This is a genomic window from Snuella lapsa (assembly GCF_039539345.1).
In the GTDB taxonomy this organism is placed as follows: Bacteria; Bacteroidota; Bacteroidia; order Flavobacteriales; family Flavobacteriaceae; genus Snuella; species Snuella lapsa.
Genome location: NZ_BAABCY010000036.1, coordinates 37,547 through 53,789 on the forward strand (window position 1 = coordinate 37,547; position 16,243 = coordinate 53,789).

The following is a 16,243-nucleotide window of genomic DNA, read 5'->3' on the forward strand; positions in this document are numbered from 1 at the left end:
TTACGTTCTGCATGAACACCCTATCAATCCAACAATAGGAGGAATCTCTTTCTCCTATAAAACCTAAGTCTTTTGAGATTCTTCGTTGCACTCTGAATGAACAAGATCGTTCTGAGTGACGGAATTAAGAACCTTTCCCTATGGTATAGCACACAAAACCAATTTTCTGTAAGGCTTTCTTATCTAAAATACCACGTCCATCAAAAATAAAAGCAGGCTTGTGCATATTATCATAGATCTTTTGCCAGTCGTAGATTTTAAATTCATCCCACTCTGTTAAAACAGCAATAGCATGTGAATCTTTACAAGCCTCATACGGATCTTTACTAACATGCAACAAAGTTCTATTGGCTTCTTCGCTACGGGTATTTAAATAGTCTAAATCCGCATAGATGCGTTCTTCAACCACTTTAGGATCGTACACCGCTATGCTTGCCTGTTCGCTTAATAAGTTATCGGCCACTTTGATGGCAGGCGATTCCCTAGTATCGTTCGTATCCTTTTTAAAGGCCCAGCCTAAAAAGGCGATTTTTTTTCCAGAAACTGTATTGTATAAGGTACTGACGATATTATCGGAAAAACGATTCTTCTGGTGATCGTTCATCAATATAACCTGTTCCCAATAATCAGCTACTTCGTTTAATCCGTAGGTTTTGGCTATATATACCAAATTTAAAATATCCTTTTGAAAACAGGAGCCTCCAAAGCCAACGGATGCTTTTAAGAATTTAGGGCCAATACGACTATCCATCCCAATCGCTCTGGCCACTTCATCAATATCTGCTCCCGTTTTTTCGCATATTTCGGACATGGCATTGATGGACGACACCCGCTGCGCTAAAAAAGCATTAGCCGTCAACTTAGACAACTCGGATGACCACACATTCGTTGTCAATATACGCTCCTTAGGCACCCAATTAGCATATATTTCTACTAAAGTTTGTATGGCCGCTTGCCCTTCTTTAGTTGTATCTCCTCCAATTAAAACCCTGTCCGGATTCAGTAAATCCTGAACGGCAGTCCCTTCTGCCAAAAACTCAGGATTTGACAATATTTGGAATTGTACCCCATTACCTGTATTATCCAGAATGTTTTTAATAGCGGAAGCTGTACGCACAGGTAAAGTAGATTTCTCCACCACGATCTTATCTTGCTTAGCAACTTTGGCAATTTGACGCGCACAAAGTTCAATGTATTTTAAATCAGCCGCCATCCCTTTCCCTTTACCGTAGGTTTTGGTAGGTGTATTAACCGAAATAAAGATCATATCGGCTTCGTCAATGGCCTGATCTATATTCGTTGAAAAAATTAAGTTTCTTCCCCTAGCCTCTTTAATGATGCTGTCCAATCCGGGTTCAAAAACTGGCAAGTTATTTAAATCATTATCATTCCAGGCTGCAATACGGGATGCATTAACATCTACAACGGTTACTTTTATATGGGGGCATTTTTGTGCAATAACGGCCATGGTGGGTCCGCCTACGTAACCAGCTCCGATGCAACAAATGGTTTTAATTTTCATACATAAATTTTCTAAAATAATAATAATCCCCCTGAGCAATTTATCAAGTCCACAATTTTTCAAAACAACCTCTCCTCATAATACTATTATGAAACTCTCTCCCTAGAAATGTAATATGTCTCATTTTTAGGACACCTCAGAATTGGACAAAGATTTGTTAAAATTCATATGGGCAAATAGAAAAAAATTCATAAATGAAAAAAACATTATCCCAAATTGTCTATGAAAAATAGATTCTGTTATTGCAGAAAGGGACAAAACGACTATAAACAACAAATAAATATAATCTTTTGACTTCAGAACTTCGGGCATTGAGCCAAAAAGTAAGTATATGAAAAATAAGAATCCTATTATTCCCGAAACAAGTAATGTCTGGATATATTGATTATGGGAATTGTATTTATATCTAAGAGCTCTTCTGAAGTTAGTTCTTTTATATTCATTTATAAGCTCTTCATTATAGTTACCCAAACTATATCCGTAAATAGGAGATTCCTTAATTACATTTATAGATTTCTCCCAAAGCTTCTTCCTTAATTTAAATCCCGAATAATTGGCAACTTCCTTATTCATAGATAAAAACCTATCCTTAAGGTTAGAATTAAAGAACACTATTGAGCCAAAAATAATATAAATACAAAGTGTAGATATTGCCACTAATTTTTTGTTCTTTAAAGCAAAAAACAGGCTCAATGGTATCACTAATAACGAGATTAAAATTGTCATTCTTGCAGACAACAAAACCATTCCTGAAAATAGGAAAAAAAACAATCCTAACAATATTGTTTTTGCGGTTTTATCCTTAGTCGTTGCAAAAAAATTGATCAAAAACACTATTGCAATTAGATAATAGATAGACAGATAGATTGGTTGTATCCTAAAAGGTTCTGCAAATGAATCATAAGTAAAATAAGTTGATTGTATCTTTCCTGATATTATATAACCTCTAAAAATTGCATTTACAGAATTAACAACAATATTAATTATTGCACCAATTACAAAAGCTCCAGATATAAAATTGAAAAACTTTGTGTTTATTTTCCCTTTGTTAAAATAAAAGAGTAAAGGGATTATTAGAATTGGCAACAAATTTCTTAATTTATCATAACCTTCCTTATTATTGGCTATAAAAATTACTAAAAGCAGTTGTATGACAAAGAATAGAAATCCTGCTAAAAAATATTTGTTTGATGATAATAGTTTAAAAGAAGACTTACTGATTGTTTTATCTCTAATAATTTGCACTATTGCAGCTACTATAAACAACGCAAAAGCAATTGAGTTAACCGCTAAGCCGAAAAAAAATGACATCGCGAGTATAGTTGAAGCGTATAAAAAAATATTGTCGACTATTTTAGGCATTTAAACACTTTTTAAGAAAAACTTCGTATTTTGAGTTTATGATATCCCAGCTAAATTCACTTTTAATCTTTTCTGTGTTTTTTTCAATAAAAGTAATATGTTCTAGTTTTTTAAGATTTAAAAGGTTTAAAACATCTTCCTTTGTCTTGAAATAAAAAGCATTTTCTTCAAGAACACTTTTATTAAACAAATTATCATTGGCAATGATTAAAGCAGAAGAAGCCATTGCTTCTAAAAGAGAAGGATTTGTTCCTCCTACTGAGTGTCCATGGAAGTAAAGATTAGAAAAATATCTGAGATTATCTAGGTGTGCAATGTTATAAATGCCTCCGATAAATCTAATATTTGAATAATTCTTTAACTTATTTTTTAAGTATTCCCCAAATTCAGTTTCATGTTTTCCAATTACAAGAAAAGTGCTGTTATTTCTATCCATTGCCACCCCATCCAGAATTGTTTCAATATTGTTTTCTGGCTCTAATCTTGCGATTAACATATTATACTCATGTTTTGATACATCATAAGTGCTTAATACACTTTCGTCAGGAGATGAAAAAATATTTGCTCCATAAGCAATATATTCAGAATTAACCTCATATTTGTCCGTTAAATACTTTTCAATTCCTATAGAATCAGAAACAAAATAGTCACTGGTTTTGATGGCTAATCGTTCTGCATACTTTAAGAACTTTTGAACAGGTTTTGAATATTTGCTTCTTTTCCACTCTAAACCATCCATATTTGTAACAACGATAGATCTAGAAGGAAGCATCCAACCCCAAACAGAACTGCTCGTATATCCTAATTGCAAGATAACGTCAAATTTTCTTTTTCTTGAATCAAGAATACAATTAAAATCATATATAAACTGACCTGGAGTTCCAATCTTATCTTCAGGATCATACTTATGAATTATTTGGACTCCATTCCAAACTTTTTCTTGATAAGGGTGGCTATGCGAATTATAGACATATACTTCATGTCCTTTATTGCTTAAATATACCGAAAGATATTCTGCAAATTGCTCGAATCCACCATGATTGTTGGGTATCCCTCTTGTACCCAGAATAGCTATCTTCATAAATGTAATTATGACTTAGGCACAAATATAACCTATATTTTTACCTTATATAAATTTAAATATGATTTCTGAAATTTTATAAAGCCCATATTTATTATTTTTGTACTTTAAGTTTAATATTTCCTGCTTTGAAAAAATCACAAAAATTTTTCTTTTTATATTGTTTCATATTACTTCAATTAAGTAGTTATTCTCAAATTCCTTTAAAAAATAACATAACTCAGAAATATTCATATTCTTTAGAAAATGTCAGCTTAGCTCATGCAAATGGTAATCATAATGCTTTTCCAAGTATCATGATGACTAAAAATAAAAAAATGATCGTTGGTTTTAGATCTTCTAGTGGGCACTTGAAAGGTAAAGCAAGTGCCAGTATTATTTTTAGTGATGATAATGGAAAAACCTGGTCTGAAGAAGTTATTATTGATAATGGTTTGGATTTTAAGGACAGTAAGTATGGAATAAGGAATGTAAATGTTACATTCCTTAAGAATAAATCCATAATCGCTACCTATCACGAGAACGATGGAGATTATGGAAGTTTATATTTTAAAACCTCATCTGATAATGGTACAACTTGGTCAAACAGAAAACAAATATTATTTGAAAATTTTGAAACAAACAAAATTAGTTGTGAAGGACACCTGATTGAAGTAGACAACAGGTTCGTAATTCCTGTTTTTGAAGGAAATAAAAATGATTCTTTAAATGCCGGAGTAGTAATCTCTGAAGATTTATCCAGTTGGAAATATGTTAAATTACCAAATCAAAATGGTAATGAACACGAAAATACCCTGATAAAAGATAATGATCAAAATCTAATTATGTTTTACTCAGATCCTACAACTGAAAAATTGTATAGATCAATATCAAAGGACAAAGGTAATTCTTGGAGTATTCCACAAGACATAACTTTTACTGAATGGAAAGTTCATCATAGACCAACTGTTTATTATGACTCTTCAACAGAACACATGTTTATCATTTTTAGGGAAAAAACAGAACAATCTGGCGCTTTAGCTATTTCATACGATAAAGGAGTAACTTGGCAAAGAATACTAACTGTTAATGATGATAAAAGACGTATTACTTATGGTGATTTCATAAAAATTTCTAAAAACAAAATTGGCTTGGTATTTGCCTCTGAACAAAAAAGTAATGGTCATAACTCTAACTTATACTTTGCCGAGCTTATAAGAACCAAAAAGTAAACACAATTCATCTTATCAAAGAATTTTGAATCATTCTTTAGTGAAGAATGCGATAAAAATGAAAATTGGTGCTGTAGGTCCGATATTCTTCGTATTTTAAGCATAGAAATTTAAAAGAAAACCCCGTTTTTTGGCTATATCGCCACTTTGCGGGGTTTGGTTTCTTTAAATTACAAAATAACAACTTGATATACAAATGGTTATTCACTTACGAACGTGCCAATATACAACGCGCCTATTACTATAGACAAATATCTATCAGTTTATATTTTATCCCAATTTCTCCATTACTTCTAATTTTGGATTAAGCTCTTTAAGTCCCAATACCAAAATCAATATCAAAAAAGCAACTATTTGATGTTTAAAAAGTCCTGCATTGGTTATACCCGCAAAAATCATCAATAAATTAATCAAAAAAAGGTAACTAACCTTGTTAAAAATATTAGTTTTTTCTTTTAACCTTTTCCTAAAACAAAAAAGGGGTGTTAGATATATACAAGAAACAAAAAATACTCCTGGTATCAGTCCATATTGGGAGGAAAAAGCCAATAAATCATTATGAGAATCCATGATATTTCTGTCTTTAGAACCAAAATCACTTTTATAAGCATTCCATCTTCCTGGGCCAATTCCAAAAACTTGGTTCTGTTTTATCATATTTAATGATGTTTGGAAATGATCTAATCTCAATTTCAAAGAAGCATTAAAATCATTGTCCTCTAGAACTAAAATAGTGTTTAAAGTTTTGCCTGAAAGATCAATCCTTTCTATTTTGAAATCTGTCAATTTAAGTCTTTCACTTTTGGGTTCAAAAAAAACAAGCACCGAAATAAAAATAAAAAAGCAAATAATCATTGTAATTATTTTCCCTACTCTCTTTCTTTTAATTAATATAAAGAGCTGAAAACAAAACTCAAAAAAACCATATAATATTAATATAAAAATAGCGCTTCTTGTTTTTGTTAATATTATTCCAAAAATTAGCACCAATATCAATAAAAAATATCTATTGGAAATTTTTTTCCTTGTTATCGAAAAACAAAAAAAGCAACATAAACAAGCTAAGATATTTGCAAACGTATTATTTCTTAACGAGCCACTAATAAATCGCCCAGAATCCGAAAAAAAAACACTATAAATTGTAGCTTCAAATAAAAGGAAAATAATGGATCCAATTATACCATAAAAAATATTTTTTTTTTGATACAACACTTCTGTGTTTAATAATATAAGAAACAGCAAACTATATCTCAAATGATAAGAGTTAGAAAGGATTAAACCCATATCATATCCCGTATGATAGCTCAATATATTAACTAACACCGAAACACAGATTAATCCTACACTAAAAAGGAATATATTGTAGTAACTGGAATTCTTAAAGTTATTTTTGGAAAAACTCTTTTTTCTATATTTGAAAATACCAAGAATCAAATATAAATCTATAGTGGTCACTAACGGAAAATATACTGTTTTATAATCATTTGGTGATGATATTAAAACACTTGGCAATAAATTATTTACCGCTACAGGTTGTGCCAAAACATTAAAAACCAAAAACAAAGAGTACCATTTAATATTCTTATTACCCAAAAAAATCGAAATGAAAAATATTATGGAAGAAGCTGCTTCAACCCATGTTATTTCACCTTCTAGGAAGTAAAATTTTTGGCTTTTAGAATTTAAAGAAAAAACAATTAATGTACCTATGTAAACAATACTTAAAACCGTTGTCAGTATTATATTTAGAATAAAGGTCATATACCATTTATATTATAACCGAATTTAGACAAAACTCATCATTCAAATCAAACAAAAGTTATTTTAGTGCATATAAAAGTTTGACTAATCCAATATATAAGAAATAAACCAAAAATATTACTGTCATATTTTGGATGAGAACAGTCATAACCCCAGATGTAACTACAGCTCCAAAATTAAAAGAAATCAGTATTAATAAAATAAGATTAGAAGGAATCTTTAAATCAAATTTACTTAAATAGACTTCATAAAAAAGATTGGATAAAAATCCCAACAGTAATGGAGAAAAAACCAATCCATAAACCCCAAAATTAACGTAGGAAATACCTAAATAGGAAGGTGTGATACTTCCGCCATCAAAACTAAATCCCATCAACTCTTTAAGAAATGTCCCACTATTTGGATGACTACCTGGTAATAACATTGAAAAATCAACCAAATATGTCTTTCCTAGTAAAAAATCGTACTTTTTAGGGAAAAAATCTATTACATATTGAAAGTTTTGAATATTAACAAAAGGCCTCCAAGCAAATCTCGCTTTAAATAATTTACTTAAATCAGCTTCATAATTTGTTCTAAGCGCTCCAAAAAAAACCATTAAAGAAAAAAGAGCCACAGCTGCAATCGCAATTTTCTTAAAAGAAAATTGCTTCCTATTAACAGCTTGTATAATGTAGATTATAAATACCACAAGAAATAGAGCTGGTCCTCTATTACCAAATGATAACACAAAAAAGAAAACCATTAGTGTAAGCAGAAACTTTATCATTTTGGATATCTTGGCCATCAAAATTGTTAATAAACCGAATGTAAAAAAATTCAGAGCTAGTTGGCTTATCAATCCTTTTCCTTCTCTTGCCCTAATTCTCACATTTTCAACATCTTTCATAAATATAATGAAGCCTCCGACATCATAAACAAATTTAAAAGTACACATTATTCCAAAAATCAAAAACAAAAACCCAACAATCGTTATTTTATGGTTAATAGAAAGATTTATACTTGATTCGGGAAATTTAACATATGAAACCCCTAATTTCTGAACCAAAAATCTAGACAATATTCCACCGATAAGAATAGAAAAAAACGAATAGTTAATCAAGAAAATTGTTTTATTTTCAATAACGATATGAGTATAAATATCCTTATAAAACAACCCTATATAAAAGAAAATAAAGTGAAATACAACAATAAATATGAATGGGTTAAACAAATTTCTAAGATTAAAAACCCTATTCACAAAATAGAAAATCAGAAAAGAAAAAAGTAAATAATAAATCATCTATTATCTTTATATTCTAATTATATCAATATCATAATGTTCAAAAACATCTAAGATGTTGGAGGAAACCTCCTCTTTACTATTTAGATAACAAACCACATCAATCTCATCTTTGTAAATTAGCTTAATATTTAACAAAGCGGATGAATAGTAAGAAAAAATCTTAAATGGCTTTACTTTTTCTATTAATAGTTCAATAGGCATGTTACTATCCAACTCCTCATACCCTAAGTCTAATTCTTTCATATATTCAGAAAAAACCTCTTTATAATAAGGATTATGAGTGTTAAAGGAGGCGTGTCCTTTATAATATATTATATTATTTTCTTTTTTCATTGTTGTAATTTCCTGAATACTTGCGTTATAAAACTCTTTTAAGTAGCTTACGGGGCCTCCAAGAATTAAAAAGTTTTCTTTTCCGAAACTGCTTCCAGAATTGTTAAATTGGACTTCAATTTTTTTTCTTTCCTTTCCTTTTGTAAACTTTCTAAGTGGAGTATAAATATAAGATATCTTATCAGATTCGTAAGGCAATATTGTTTCTTTATATCTATATAAAAAACCTAGAAACAGTGATATGGCAATTCTCTTAAAATGGTATTTTTTAAACCTCTCCTTATAATCATAAAAGTATAATACGCCTTCATAAAAAAAATTCACTTCACACTTAAACGTCTTTCTAAACTTATTATTAAAATAAATATAGTTTGCTAACAAACCGCCTATATGAGGAATAAAAATACTAACATCGGATTGGTTTTCTTTGACTATTTCTTTTAGAGCACCAATAACTTTTTTTAATTGGAAAAAACTTTTAACTAGTTTAGCTGTATTATCAACCCTTATATAATCAATATTCTTGGTATTCTTGGTATTTACTTTAAGACTTGAATGAATAATTAAAAATCTTTTATTTTCCGATCTTTTAGTTAAATAGTTAATCAACTCATATGCATAAAAAAGCTGAAATGGTGTTTGGCAAATAAAAATATTCATAAATTCTCTTTGTATATTTTCCAAAAATATAACTTACTGATAAATAGTGATAAAAATGATAGAACTTGAGCGATAGAAGCCCCTAAAACACCATACGTTGGAATTAATAAAAAGCTAGCTACAATATTAATCGTAAAACCAATTGCTGTCGCCTTTAATATTTGAAAATCTCTACTATACGAATATAATGCGTAATGGGAGATAAATGAAACACAAAAAAATGACATTGCAATTAATAAAACAAAATAGGAAATTATATTGCTTAACAATACGGTTTTATTCATAAATAAAAGAAGAGGATAAATAAATACAGAAGATAGTATTATCCCTAAAAAAGTATATTGTAGTAATTGCTTCTTATATACTTTAAATACAATCATAAATTCTCTAAAATTCTTTTTTCTGCTTTCTAACAATCTGGGGTATATTTCAATGATAACTATGGTTTGTACGAAAACGAAGAGAATATTTGATATACTCGAAAAAAAAGTAAAAATCCCCACCTCTTTATCCGAAAAATAAAATTTAAGAAAATACCTACCTGAGAACTCAATTAACTTGTACATAATTGTTCCAACAAAAAAAGGAAGAGCAATTACTATTCCCTTTTTTATCCAATCAAAATCTAATTCTTTAACCCATGTAAAATTGGTTTTTCTAAAACCTACCACCAAGGAAAATGCAGCCCCAAACAACCATAATATAAGAAGTGCATTTATGTTTTTGGCAACAAAATTAATTTGCCATAAAACATATAATACAATGATCCAAATACCAGATCTAAGAAAAAGAACCATTGTTCCTACAATTGATTTTTTAAGCAATATTAGAATTCGATATAATTCTTGAGATAAATGTTCTGCTACTAGTATTAGTATGAATAGAAATAAGTGCTCTTTTTCTACGATATCTAATTTTACCAAAAAAAAAGAAAATGGTATAACAAAAAAGTACGAAAGTAAGTAAAATAACAACTGATGTTTGAAATAAAAGCTAAACGGCTTTGCTTCTTTTTTAAGAATCTCTCTTGAACTGAAAGAATAGAAGTCAAAACCAACAATAAAAGTCATTATTATAACGGTACTTTGAAAAATACCAAAAGTGCCATATTCCTCAACTCCCAGTTCGTTAATTATTATTATTGATAAGGCAAATTTTAATCCAATTGTAGCTCCTCTTAAAAAAAGATTAAATAATCTGACCCTTGACGAAATGTCCATATTTTATAAATTAAGAATCATTACATCATCGTGACTACTCATGAACTATACTATAGTGATTGGGGTTTAGAGGCGTTCCTTTTTCTATATTTTGGGAAAAGGTATTTCCCAGTATATCCTTAAAGTACTTAGGGTGCATTCCGTAACCTGGCCTTATAGATCTTACATTCTCAGAAGAAACAACATCTCCTTTCTTAACATCTTTAATAACAAATAAAGATCTTGCAAATTTTTTATTCTTTTTTACTTTCTCAGAAAGCTCATAACTTACTTCACCTAACATCTTTTCAGTATTTCTCACTGCCATTACCATTTCTGTAAACTCTTTTTCATCTAAAGAAAAGTCTGCATCCGGCCCTCCTATAGATTTGTCTAAAATGAAGTGTTTCTCAATAACTTTTGCTCCAAGAGTGATTGCCACAGCTGGCGCTAATGATCCATAAGTATGATCACTAAATCCTACTTCTACGTTAAATCGCTTCTTTATATCGGGGATAGTATTAAGGTTTGCTAGTTCTAAAGGAGCCGGATAGGATGAAGTACATTTAAGCAACATTATTTCATTATTTCCTACATCTCTACAGGTATCAACTGCTAATTGGATATCTTCTTCGGTAGCAATACCCGTAGATATAATTATTGGCTTTCCTTTTGACGCTGTGTATTCTATTAATGGTATATCCTGAATTTCGAAAGAAGCTATCTTATAGGCAGGAACATTCAATGCTTCCAGATAGTCAACAGCTGTATTATCAAATGGGGAAGAAAAGCAAATCAATCCTTCCTCTTCTGCTACCTTAAATAGTTCCTTATGCCATTCCCAAGGAGTATAAGCCTCTCCATACAGTTGGTATAATGTTTTACCATCCCACAAAGTCCCTCCTTCAATCTTAAAATGCTCGTTATCACAATTAATTGTAAGTGTATCCGGAGTGTAGGTTTGCAACTTAATAGCGTCCGCTCCTGTTCTTTTTGCTGCTCTTATGGTTTCAATTGCTACTTCTAAACTTCCATTATGATTAGCCGATAATTCAGCAATAATAAAACAAGGATTATTCCCTCCAATATTTTTATTTCCTATTTTCATTTCCTAGTTTTTTTCCTTTAATAAATGTGATATTTTCGGTTCTAATTTTCTCCAAAACTACAGCTCCGTTTGGAGTTTTTACAACTATTTCTTCTTCTGACTGTAGAATAGTTCCATTATCAACCTGACTTTGGAAACCCAAATTACTATATCTTATTTTGTCAATAATAATTTTATGTCCTTCGTAAAATGTAAATGCTCCAGGATATGGGTTTGCTTGTGCACGAACCCAGTTCCTAATTCTTTCTTTATACCAATCCCAATTAATTTCACCATCTTCAGGAACACGCTTCCCGAAATATGTAGCTTCAGTATTATCTTGCTCTTCTAATTGAATGTTTTGATTTGTAGCTAGGGTTAGCACTTTTTCAACCAAAGGAAAGTATTTTTCAGCATACTTTTTTAGAATATCCGCTCCGGTATCTTTCTCATTAATTGGTACTCTAGTTTGTTCGATTATAGCACCAGTATCACATCCAACGTCTATTTTATGTGCCGTTATTCCAGTTTCTTTTTCATTATTAATAATAGCCCAGACATGAGGTGTTCGTCCTCTATATTTAGGCAGTAAAGAACCGTGAACATTAAATACAAGCTGATTAGGGTGTTGTATGATATCCTCTTCTATCAGAAACAGATAATTAATCGAGGCAATCACGTCTACCTGAATGTCCTTAATGAAATTGTACCCTACACCATTACGTGGGTTTCCTGCAAAACAAATAATCCCTTTATTCTCACAAAGATCAATTATTTTTTTAGACCCTTTATCAGTAAGAACAAAACAAACGTTATATCGATCTACAATCTTTAATAGAGTATCATGACCTAAACCTCCACTGCATAGAATTCCTAGTTTTAACATAATTGATCGATGGTGTTAAGAAAACGCTCTTTGATACTATTGTCGAATAATTTTTTCTGTTGATCCAAATAGGAGACATAATTTTCAAATTCTAACATTTCTATTATCCTTTCTTCAAAATCATTGACTTCGTATTTAGAAAAATCCCCTCCAGGAATAATTGCTTTGTGTTTGATTAAACCGTTGTATATTTTTTTCTGGTTATCAACAAAATAACCTCCCAAAATTGGCACTTTAACACAACAAAGTTCATAACAAATAGTACTTGCCGGTGCTATTGCAAAATTACAAGAAGTCATTAAATTACACATTTTAACATCAGATAAATTAGAGTGAATACGTATTTTATCTTCAAATTCTTCTTGTAGTTTATAAATTTGGATGTCCTGGTAAGCAGCACCCAAAATAACTTCAATTTGTTTTATTTTTTCGAACTTCAAAAGCGCTTTTACAGCTTTTAAAGAAAGTTTTAAAGGATCTGCTCCTCCAAAACAAACAAAAGCTCTGTTTATTTCTTCAATATTTCGTTCTGATTCAATAGCTTTTAAAAAAGGAGGCCTTATCAAGGCATACTTGGTACCTAACAATAATTCTGTATAAGCTTCCTTTTTAAAATCCCTTTCTGTAATACTAATAGAGTGGTTAATAACAATATTAGCATACATATGTTCTATTGCCAGATCATCTATGTAAATCATAGAATAACCTTCTTCTACTATTTTTTTTTGGTAGTCTGAATTGAAGTGGTAGCCATCAGCAATAATGACGTGATTTTTGGATGTAAAATTCTTTGACAACCATTTTGGTTCATCACCTAAATTAATCTCTTCGGGAATTTTAAATACTCTGATTGTCTTGGGAATAACTGAATCTACAGATCTTGAGTTTATTATATATATAAAATCATAATTATCCTTGATCATTTCAACCAGCCCTAATAATCTGTACAGGTGTCCAAGGCCTGTTTTTGAATTGCCATCTGCACGAAATAAAATCTTTTTTTTCATTTGCGGAGCATTAAGTTATATTTAAGCTCTGCTAATTTCCAATCCACCTCAGTATCGATGTCTTGTGAAAGTAATTCTGAGATAACAACAGCTCCTGAATTGTTAGTAAATAACTTTTCTTCTTTTAAAAATACCTCTGTGTTAATCCAATAGTATTGTCCTGAATCATGGTATCGCTTGGGTAAATCTTGAGATCTGGAATTCAAATAGTCATTCCAGACCATTTTTATTTTGTCACCTTCAAACTCCAAACCTCTTTGTATAGGGTAAGAAAACTCTAATACCGGAAATACAGAATCAAGTTTATCACTAATTAACTTGTTAAAGCTTTCAATAATGGCATTCGAAGTGATAAATGGAGCTGTAGGCAGTATACAGCATATGTTTTCAAATTTTTTTCCAATTTTATCATACGATAAGATTACTTCTTTGATTACATCTGACAGTGTGGCAAAATCGTCTGCATTATCTTTACTTCTAAAAAAAGGTATTTGAGCTCCAAAACTAGTGGATATTTCTGCAACTTCTTTATCGTCAGTAGAAACCATAACATCTTCAAAAAGATTGGATCCAAGTGCTGCTTCTATAGAATAAGAAATAATTGGCTTTCCCAGAAAAGCTTTAATATTTTTTCTGGGAATTCGTTTACTCCCTCCTCGTGCAGGTATGAGCGCAAGATTACTCATTTACAAATTCTAAAACCTTAGAAATTACGTATTCTTGTTCATCTTCTTTCAAAGTTGGGTACATTGGTAAACTGATACATCTAGAGTAATACTTTTCGGAATTACTTAAATTAGCGTCTTTGTATCCTATTTTCTTATAGTATGGCAACGCATGTATTGGGATATAATGTATCTGAGAATAAATCTGATGTTTAAGCAAAAAATCATACAATCCTTTTCTATCGTCTACCTCGATTACAAATAAGTGATGGGCATTATAGCAGTTGTTAGGTAAAACCTGATATTTTACTCTACCTTCAAATGCTGCTTTATACTTTTCTGCTATTTCATTTCTTTTTTCTACCCTTTTATCATTTTTAGAAAGTTGAGTGATACCTAAAGCCGATTGAATATCGGTTAATCTATAATTAAAACCGAGTTCTTGCATCTCATAAAACCATCCTCCATGATTTTCTGACATGTTTTCTTTAGTTATTCCATGCGTCCTTAAGGAAGATAATCTTTTATATAGTTCTTCGTTGTTAGTGGTCACCATGCCCCCTTCTCCGCAAGCAATATGTTTTACCGGATGAAAAGAAAAAACTCCAATATCCGCATATTTTCCATTACCACAGAATTGTTTATTTCCTTTTGTATCTATAAAGTACCCTCCGGGAGCATGACAAGCATCTTCAATAATCCATAGATTATGTTCTTTTGCCAAATCTTTAAACGATTCTAAGTTAACTGGAAGACCTGCAAAATCAACGGGTATAATGCCTTTAAAAAAACCTTTTGGTTTACTTTCTATTAATTCTTTCGTCTTCTCTATAGACAAAAGATAAGTATTAGGGTCAATATCAGCGAACCATACTTCTCCTCCAGCAAAACGGACACAATTCGCTGAAGCCGCAAATGTTATTGGAGTAGTAATAACTCGTTCACCCTCTTTTAAACCTAAAGCCAAGACAGACAAATGCAGCCCCGAAGTAGCATTATTAACTGCCACGGCATATTTAGAACCAATATAGGTCGCAAATTTATCCTCAAACTCTTTTACCTTAGGGCCTTGAGTTAGAAAATCACTAGTTAATGTATTTACTACAGCATTGATATCTTCATGCGTGATATCTTGTTTTCCGTAGGGAATTATTTTATCTTTCATTACACTTCGAAAGTTGGATCTACATGTTCTTTAATGAGTTCTCTTAAACTATCAACTGTTTCCCATTCCTCATTCTTACCAGAATTATAACTAAATCCTAAATCTACCTTTTTAGCATTAAAAATCGAAATAAAGTCTTCTAAATTCCATGAATGTGTTGCAGGAAGTATGGTATAATACTTTCCTAAATCGTAAGTATAAAAAGAGTCTGAAGGCGTAATCATTTCTTCATGTACTTTTTCTCCTGGACGAATCCCCACTACGGGTTTTTCACATTTGGGACCAATTGCTTCTGCCACATCCATAATCCTATAAGAAGGAATTTTGGGAACAAACAGTTCCCCTCCCCAGGCGTGCTCTAAGGCATGCATCACCATGTCAACGCCTCCTTGTAAAGAAATATTAAAACGCGTCATATTGGGATCAGTTATTGGTAACTTATTTTCTATCTTCCTTTTATTTATGAAAAATGGAATAACAGAGCCATTAGACCCCATTACATTTCCATAACGCACTACCGAAAACCGAATAGGGTTACTACCCTTAATATTATTTGCGGCAATAAACAATTTGTCCGAAGTCAGTTTTGTTGCTCCATACAAATTAATTGGGGCACAAGCTTTATCAGTTGACAAAGCCACAACCCGTTCTACATTGGTTTTTAAGCAAGCATCAACAACATTCTCAGCACCTCCTATATTAGTTTTAATACACTCATCTGGGTTATACTCTGCTATATGAACATGCTTCATTGCCGCAGCATGTATAACATAGTTCACACCTTGGAACGCCCTAATTAATCGTTCTTTGTCCCTTACATCTCCAATAAAATATCTTATTTGAGGATATTTATATGAAGGGAATTCCTGAGCCATTTGAAACTGCTTTTGCTCATCTCTAGAAAATATGATTAATCTTCTTAATTCCGGTTTTTTATTCAAAATATGCTTTGTAAGAGCCTTTCCTAAAGACCCTGTACCGCCTGTAATTAAAACTGATTTTCCGTTTAAATCTAGCAT

The 16,243-nt window shown here is 31.1% G+C and carries 14 protein-coding genes; 1 reads left to right on the forward strand and 13 read right to left on the reverse strand.

The window, feature by feature from the left end; translation table 11 throughout:
- Positions 1 to 124: 124 nt before the first annotated feature.
- From ABD792_RS07860 to ABD792_RS07870, 3 genes are all read right to left on the reverse strand, one after another.
- Positions 125 to 1,522, reverse strand: a complete 1,398-nt coding sequence (locus ABD792_RS07860) for a UDP-glucose 6-dehydrogenase (protein WP_345005333.1) — start codon at positions 1,520 to 1,522, stop codon at positions 125 to 127.
- Positions 1,523 to 1,648: 126 nt separating this feature from the next.
- The gene (locus ABD792_RS07865) at positions 1,649 to 2,884 is read right to left on the reverse strand and encodes an O-antigen ligase family protein (protein ID WP_345005334.1); all 1,236 of its coding nucleotides are present in this window, start codon (positions 2,882 to 2,884) and stop codon (positions 1,649 to 1,651) included.
- Positions 2,877 to 3,965, reverse strand: coding sequence for a DUF1972 domain-containing protein (locus tag ABD792_RS07870; RefSeq protein WP_345005336.1), 1,089 nt, complete (start codon positions 3,963 to 3,965; stop codon positions 2,877 to 2,879). Before ABD792_RS07870 ends, ABD792_RS07865 begins: the two co-directional genes overlap by 8 nt.
- A 296-nt stretch (positions 3,966 to 4,261) precedes the next feature.
- Here ABD792_RS07870 and ABD792_RS07875 point away from each other — a divergent pair, with 296 nt between their 5' ends.
- On the forward strand, positions 4,262 to 5,176 hold the full coding sequence (locus tag ABD792_RS07875) for a sialidase family protein (RefSeq protein ID WP_345005337.1): 915 nt from the start codon (positions 4,262 to 4,264) through the stop codon (positions 5,174 to 5,176).
- Between the two features lie 270 nt (positions 5,177 to 5,446).
- Here the strand turns inward: ABD792_RS07875 and ABD792_RS07880 are convergent, their stop codons facing one another.
- Genes ABD792_RS07880 through pseB form a run of 10 tightly spaced genes read right to left on the reverse strand, consistent with a single transcriptional unit; the run spans position 5,447 to position 16,243 of the window.
- The gene (locus tag ABD792_RS07880; protein WP_345005338.1) at positions 5,447 to 6,937 is read right to left on the reverse strand and encodes an O-antigen ligase family protein; all 1,491 of its coding nucleotides are present in this window, start codon (positions 6,935 to 6,937) and stop codon (positions 5,447 to 5,449) included.
- 58 nt (positions 6,938 to 6,995) lie between these two features.
- Complete coding sequence (locus tag ABD792_RS07885; protein WP_345005340.1) at positions 6,996 to 8,219, reverse strand: O-antigen polymerase; 1,224 nt, start codon at positions 8,217 to 8,219, stop codon at positions 6,996 to 6,998.
- 9 nt (positions 8,220 to 8,228) lie between these two features.
- Positions 8,229 to 9,215 carry a polysialyltransferase family glycosyltransferase gene (locus ABD792_RS07890; protein WP_345005341.1) on the reverse strand — a complete coding sequence of 329 codons (987 nt, stop codon included), beginning with the start codon at positions 9,213 to 9,215 and terminating at the stop codon, positions 8,229 to 8,231.
- Positions 9,212 to 10,435: an MATE family efflux transporter gene (locus ABD792_RS07895; RefSeq protein WP_345005342.1), complete on the reverse strand. Its 1,224-nt coding sequence runs from the start codon at positions 10,433 to 10,435 to the stop codon at positions 9,212 to 9,214. Before ABD792_RS07895 ends, ABD792_RS07890 begins: the two co-directional genes overlap by 4 nt.
- A 34-nt stretch (positions 10,436 to 10,469) precedes the next feature.
- Positions 10,470 to 11,522: a pseudaminic acid synthase gene (gene pseI / locus ABD792_RS07900; protein ID WP_345005343.1), complete on the reverse strand. Its 1,053-nt coding sequence runs from the start codon at positions 11,520 to 11,522 to the stop codon at positions 10,470 to 10,472.
- A complete protein-coding gene (locus ABD792_RS07905) occupies positions 11,506 to 12,387 on the reverse strand; it encodes a methionyl-tRNA formyltransferase (protein ID WP_345005344.1) in 882 nt (293 codons plus the stop codon). Before ABD792_RS07905 ends, pseI begins: the two co-directional genes overlap by 17 nt.
- The gene (gene pseG, locus ABD792_RS07910) at positions 12,381 to 13,394 is read right to left on the reverse strand and encodes a UDP-2,4-diacetamido-2,4,6-trideoxy-beta-L-altropyranose hydrolase (protein WP_345005345.1); all 1,014 of its coding nucleotides are present in this window, start codon (positions 13,392 to 13,394) and stop codon (positions 12,381 to 12,383) included. The genes ABD792_RS07905 and pseG overlap by 7 nt, the downstream gene beginning before the upstream one ends.
- The gene (gene pseF, locus ABD792_RS07915) at positions 13,391 to 14,080 is read right to left on the reverse strand and encodes a pseudaminic acid cytidylyltransferase (protein ID WP_345005346.1); all 690 of its coding nucleotides are present in this window, start codon (positions 14,078 to 14,080) and stop codon (positions 13,391 to 13,393) included. Before pseF ends, pseG begins: the two co-directional genes overlap by 4 nt.
- Positions 14,073 to 15,224, reverse strand: a complete 1,152-nt coding sequence (gene pseC / locus ABD792_RS07920; RefSeq protein ID WP_345005347.1) for a UDP-4-amino-4,6-dideoxy-N-acetyl-beta-L-altrosamine transaminase — start codon at positions 15,222 to 15,224, stop codon at positions 14,073 to 14,075. Before pseC ends, pseF begins: the two co-directional genes overlap by 8 nt.
- A complete protein-coding gene (gene pseB / locus ABD792_RS07925) occupies positions 15,224 to 16,243 on the reverse strand; it encodes a UDP-N-acetylglucosamine 4,6-dehydratase (inverting) (protein WP_345005348.1) in 1,020 nt (339 codons plus the stop codon). The genes pseC and pseB overlap by 1 nt, the downstream gene beginning before the upstream one ends.

What these genes read in the sequence shown, in the direction of transcription:
- ABD792_RS07860 (WP_345005333.1), bottom strand. Translation starts at nt 1,522, where the DNA reads ATGAAAATTAAAACCATTTGTTGCATCGGAGCTGGTTACGTAGGCGGA.
- ABD792_RS07865 (WP_345005334.1), bottom strand. Translation starts at nt 2,884, where the DNA reads ATGCCTAAAATAGTCGACAATATTTTTTTATACGCTTCAACTATACTC.
- ABD792_RS07870 (WP_345005336.1), bottom strand. Translation starts at nt 3,965, where the DNA reads ATGAAGATAGCTATTCTGGGTACAAGAGGGATACCCAACAATCATGGT.
- ABD792_RS07875 (WP_345005337.1), top strand. Translation starts at nt 4,262, where the DNA reads ATGATGACTAAAAATAAAAAAATGATCGTTGGTTTTAGATCTTCTAGT.
- ABD792_RS07880 (WP_345005338.1), bottom strand. Translation starts at nt 6,937, where the DNA reads ATGACCTTTATTCTAAATATAATACTGACAACGGTTTTAAGTATTGTT.
- ABD792_RS07885 (WP_345005340.1), bottom strand. Translation starts at nt 8,219, where the DNA reads ATGATTTATTATTTACTTTTTTCTTTTCTGATTTTCTATTTTGTGAAT.
- ABD792_RS07890 (WP_345005341.1), bottom strand. Translation starts at nt 9,215, where the DNA reads ATGAATATTTTTATTTGCCAAACACCATTTCAGCTTTTTTATGCATAT.
- ABD792_RS07895 (WP_345005342.1), bottom strand. Translation starts at nt 10,435, where the DNA reads ATGGACATTTCGTCAAGGGTCAGATTATTTAATCTTTTTTTAAGAGGA.
- pseI (WP_345005343.1), bottom strand. Translation starts at nt 11,522, where the DNA reads ATGAAAATAGGAAATAAAAATATTGGAGGGAATAATCCTTGTTTTATT.
- ABD792_RS07905 (WP_345005344.1), bottom strand. Translation starts at nt 12,387, where the DNA reads ATGTTAAAACTAGGAATTCTATGCAGTGGAGGTTTAGGTCATGATACT.
- pseG (WP_345005345.1), bottom strand. Translation starts at nt 13,394, where the DNA reads ATGAAAAAAAAGATTTTATTTCGTGCAGATGGCAATTCAAAAACAGGC.
- pseF (WP_345005346.1), bottom strand. Translation starts at nt 14,080, where the DNA reads ATGAGTAATCTTGCGCTCATACCTGCACGAGGAGGGAGTAAACGAATT.
- pseC (WP_345005347.1), bottom strand. Translation starts at nt 15,224, where the DNA reads ATGAAAGATAAAATAATTCCCTACGGAAAACAAGATATCACGCATGAA.
- pseB (WP_345005348.1), bottom strand. Translation starts at nt 16,243, where the DNA reads ATGCTAGATTTAAACGGAAAATCAGTTTTAATTACAGGCGGTACAGGG.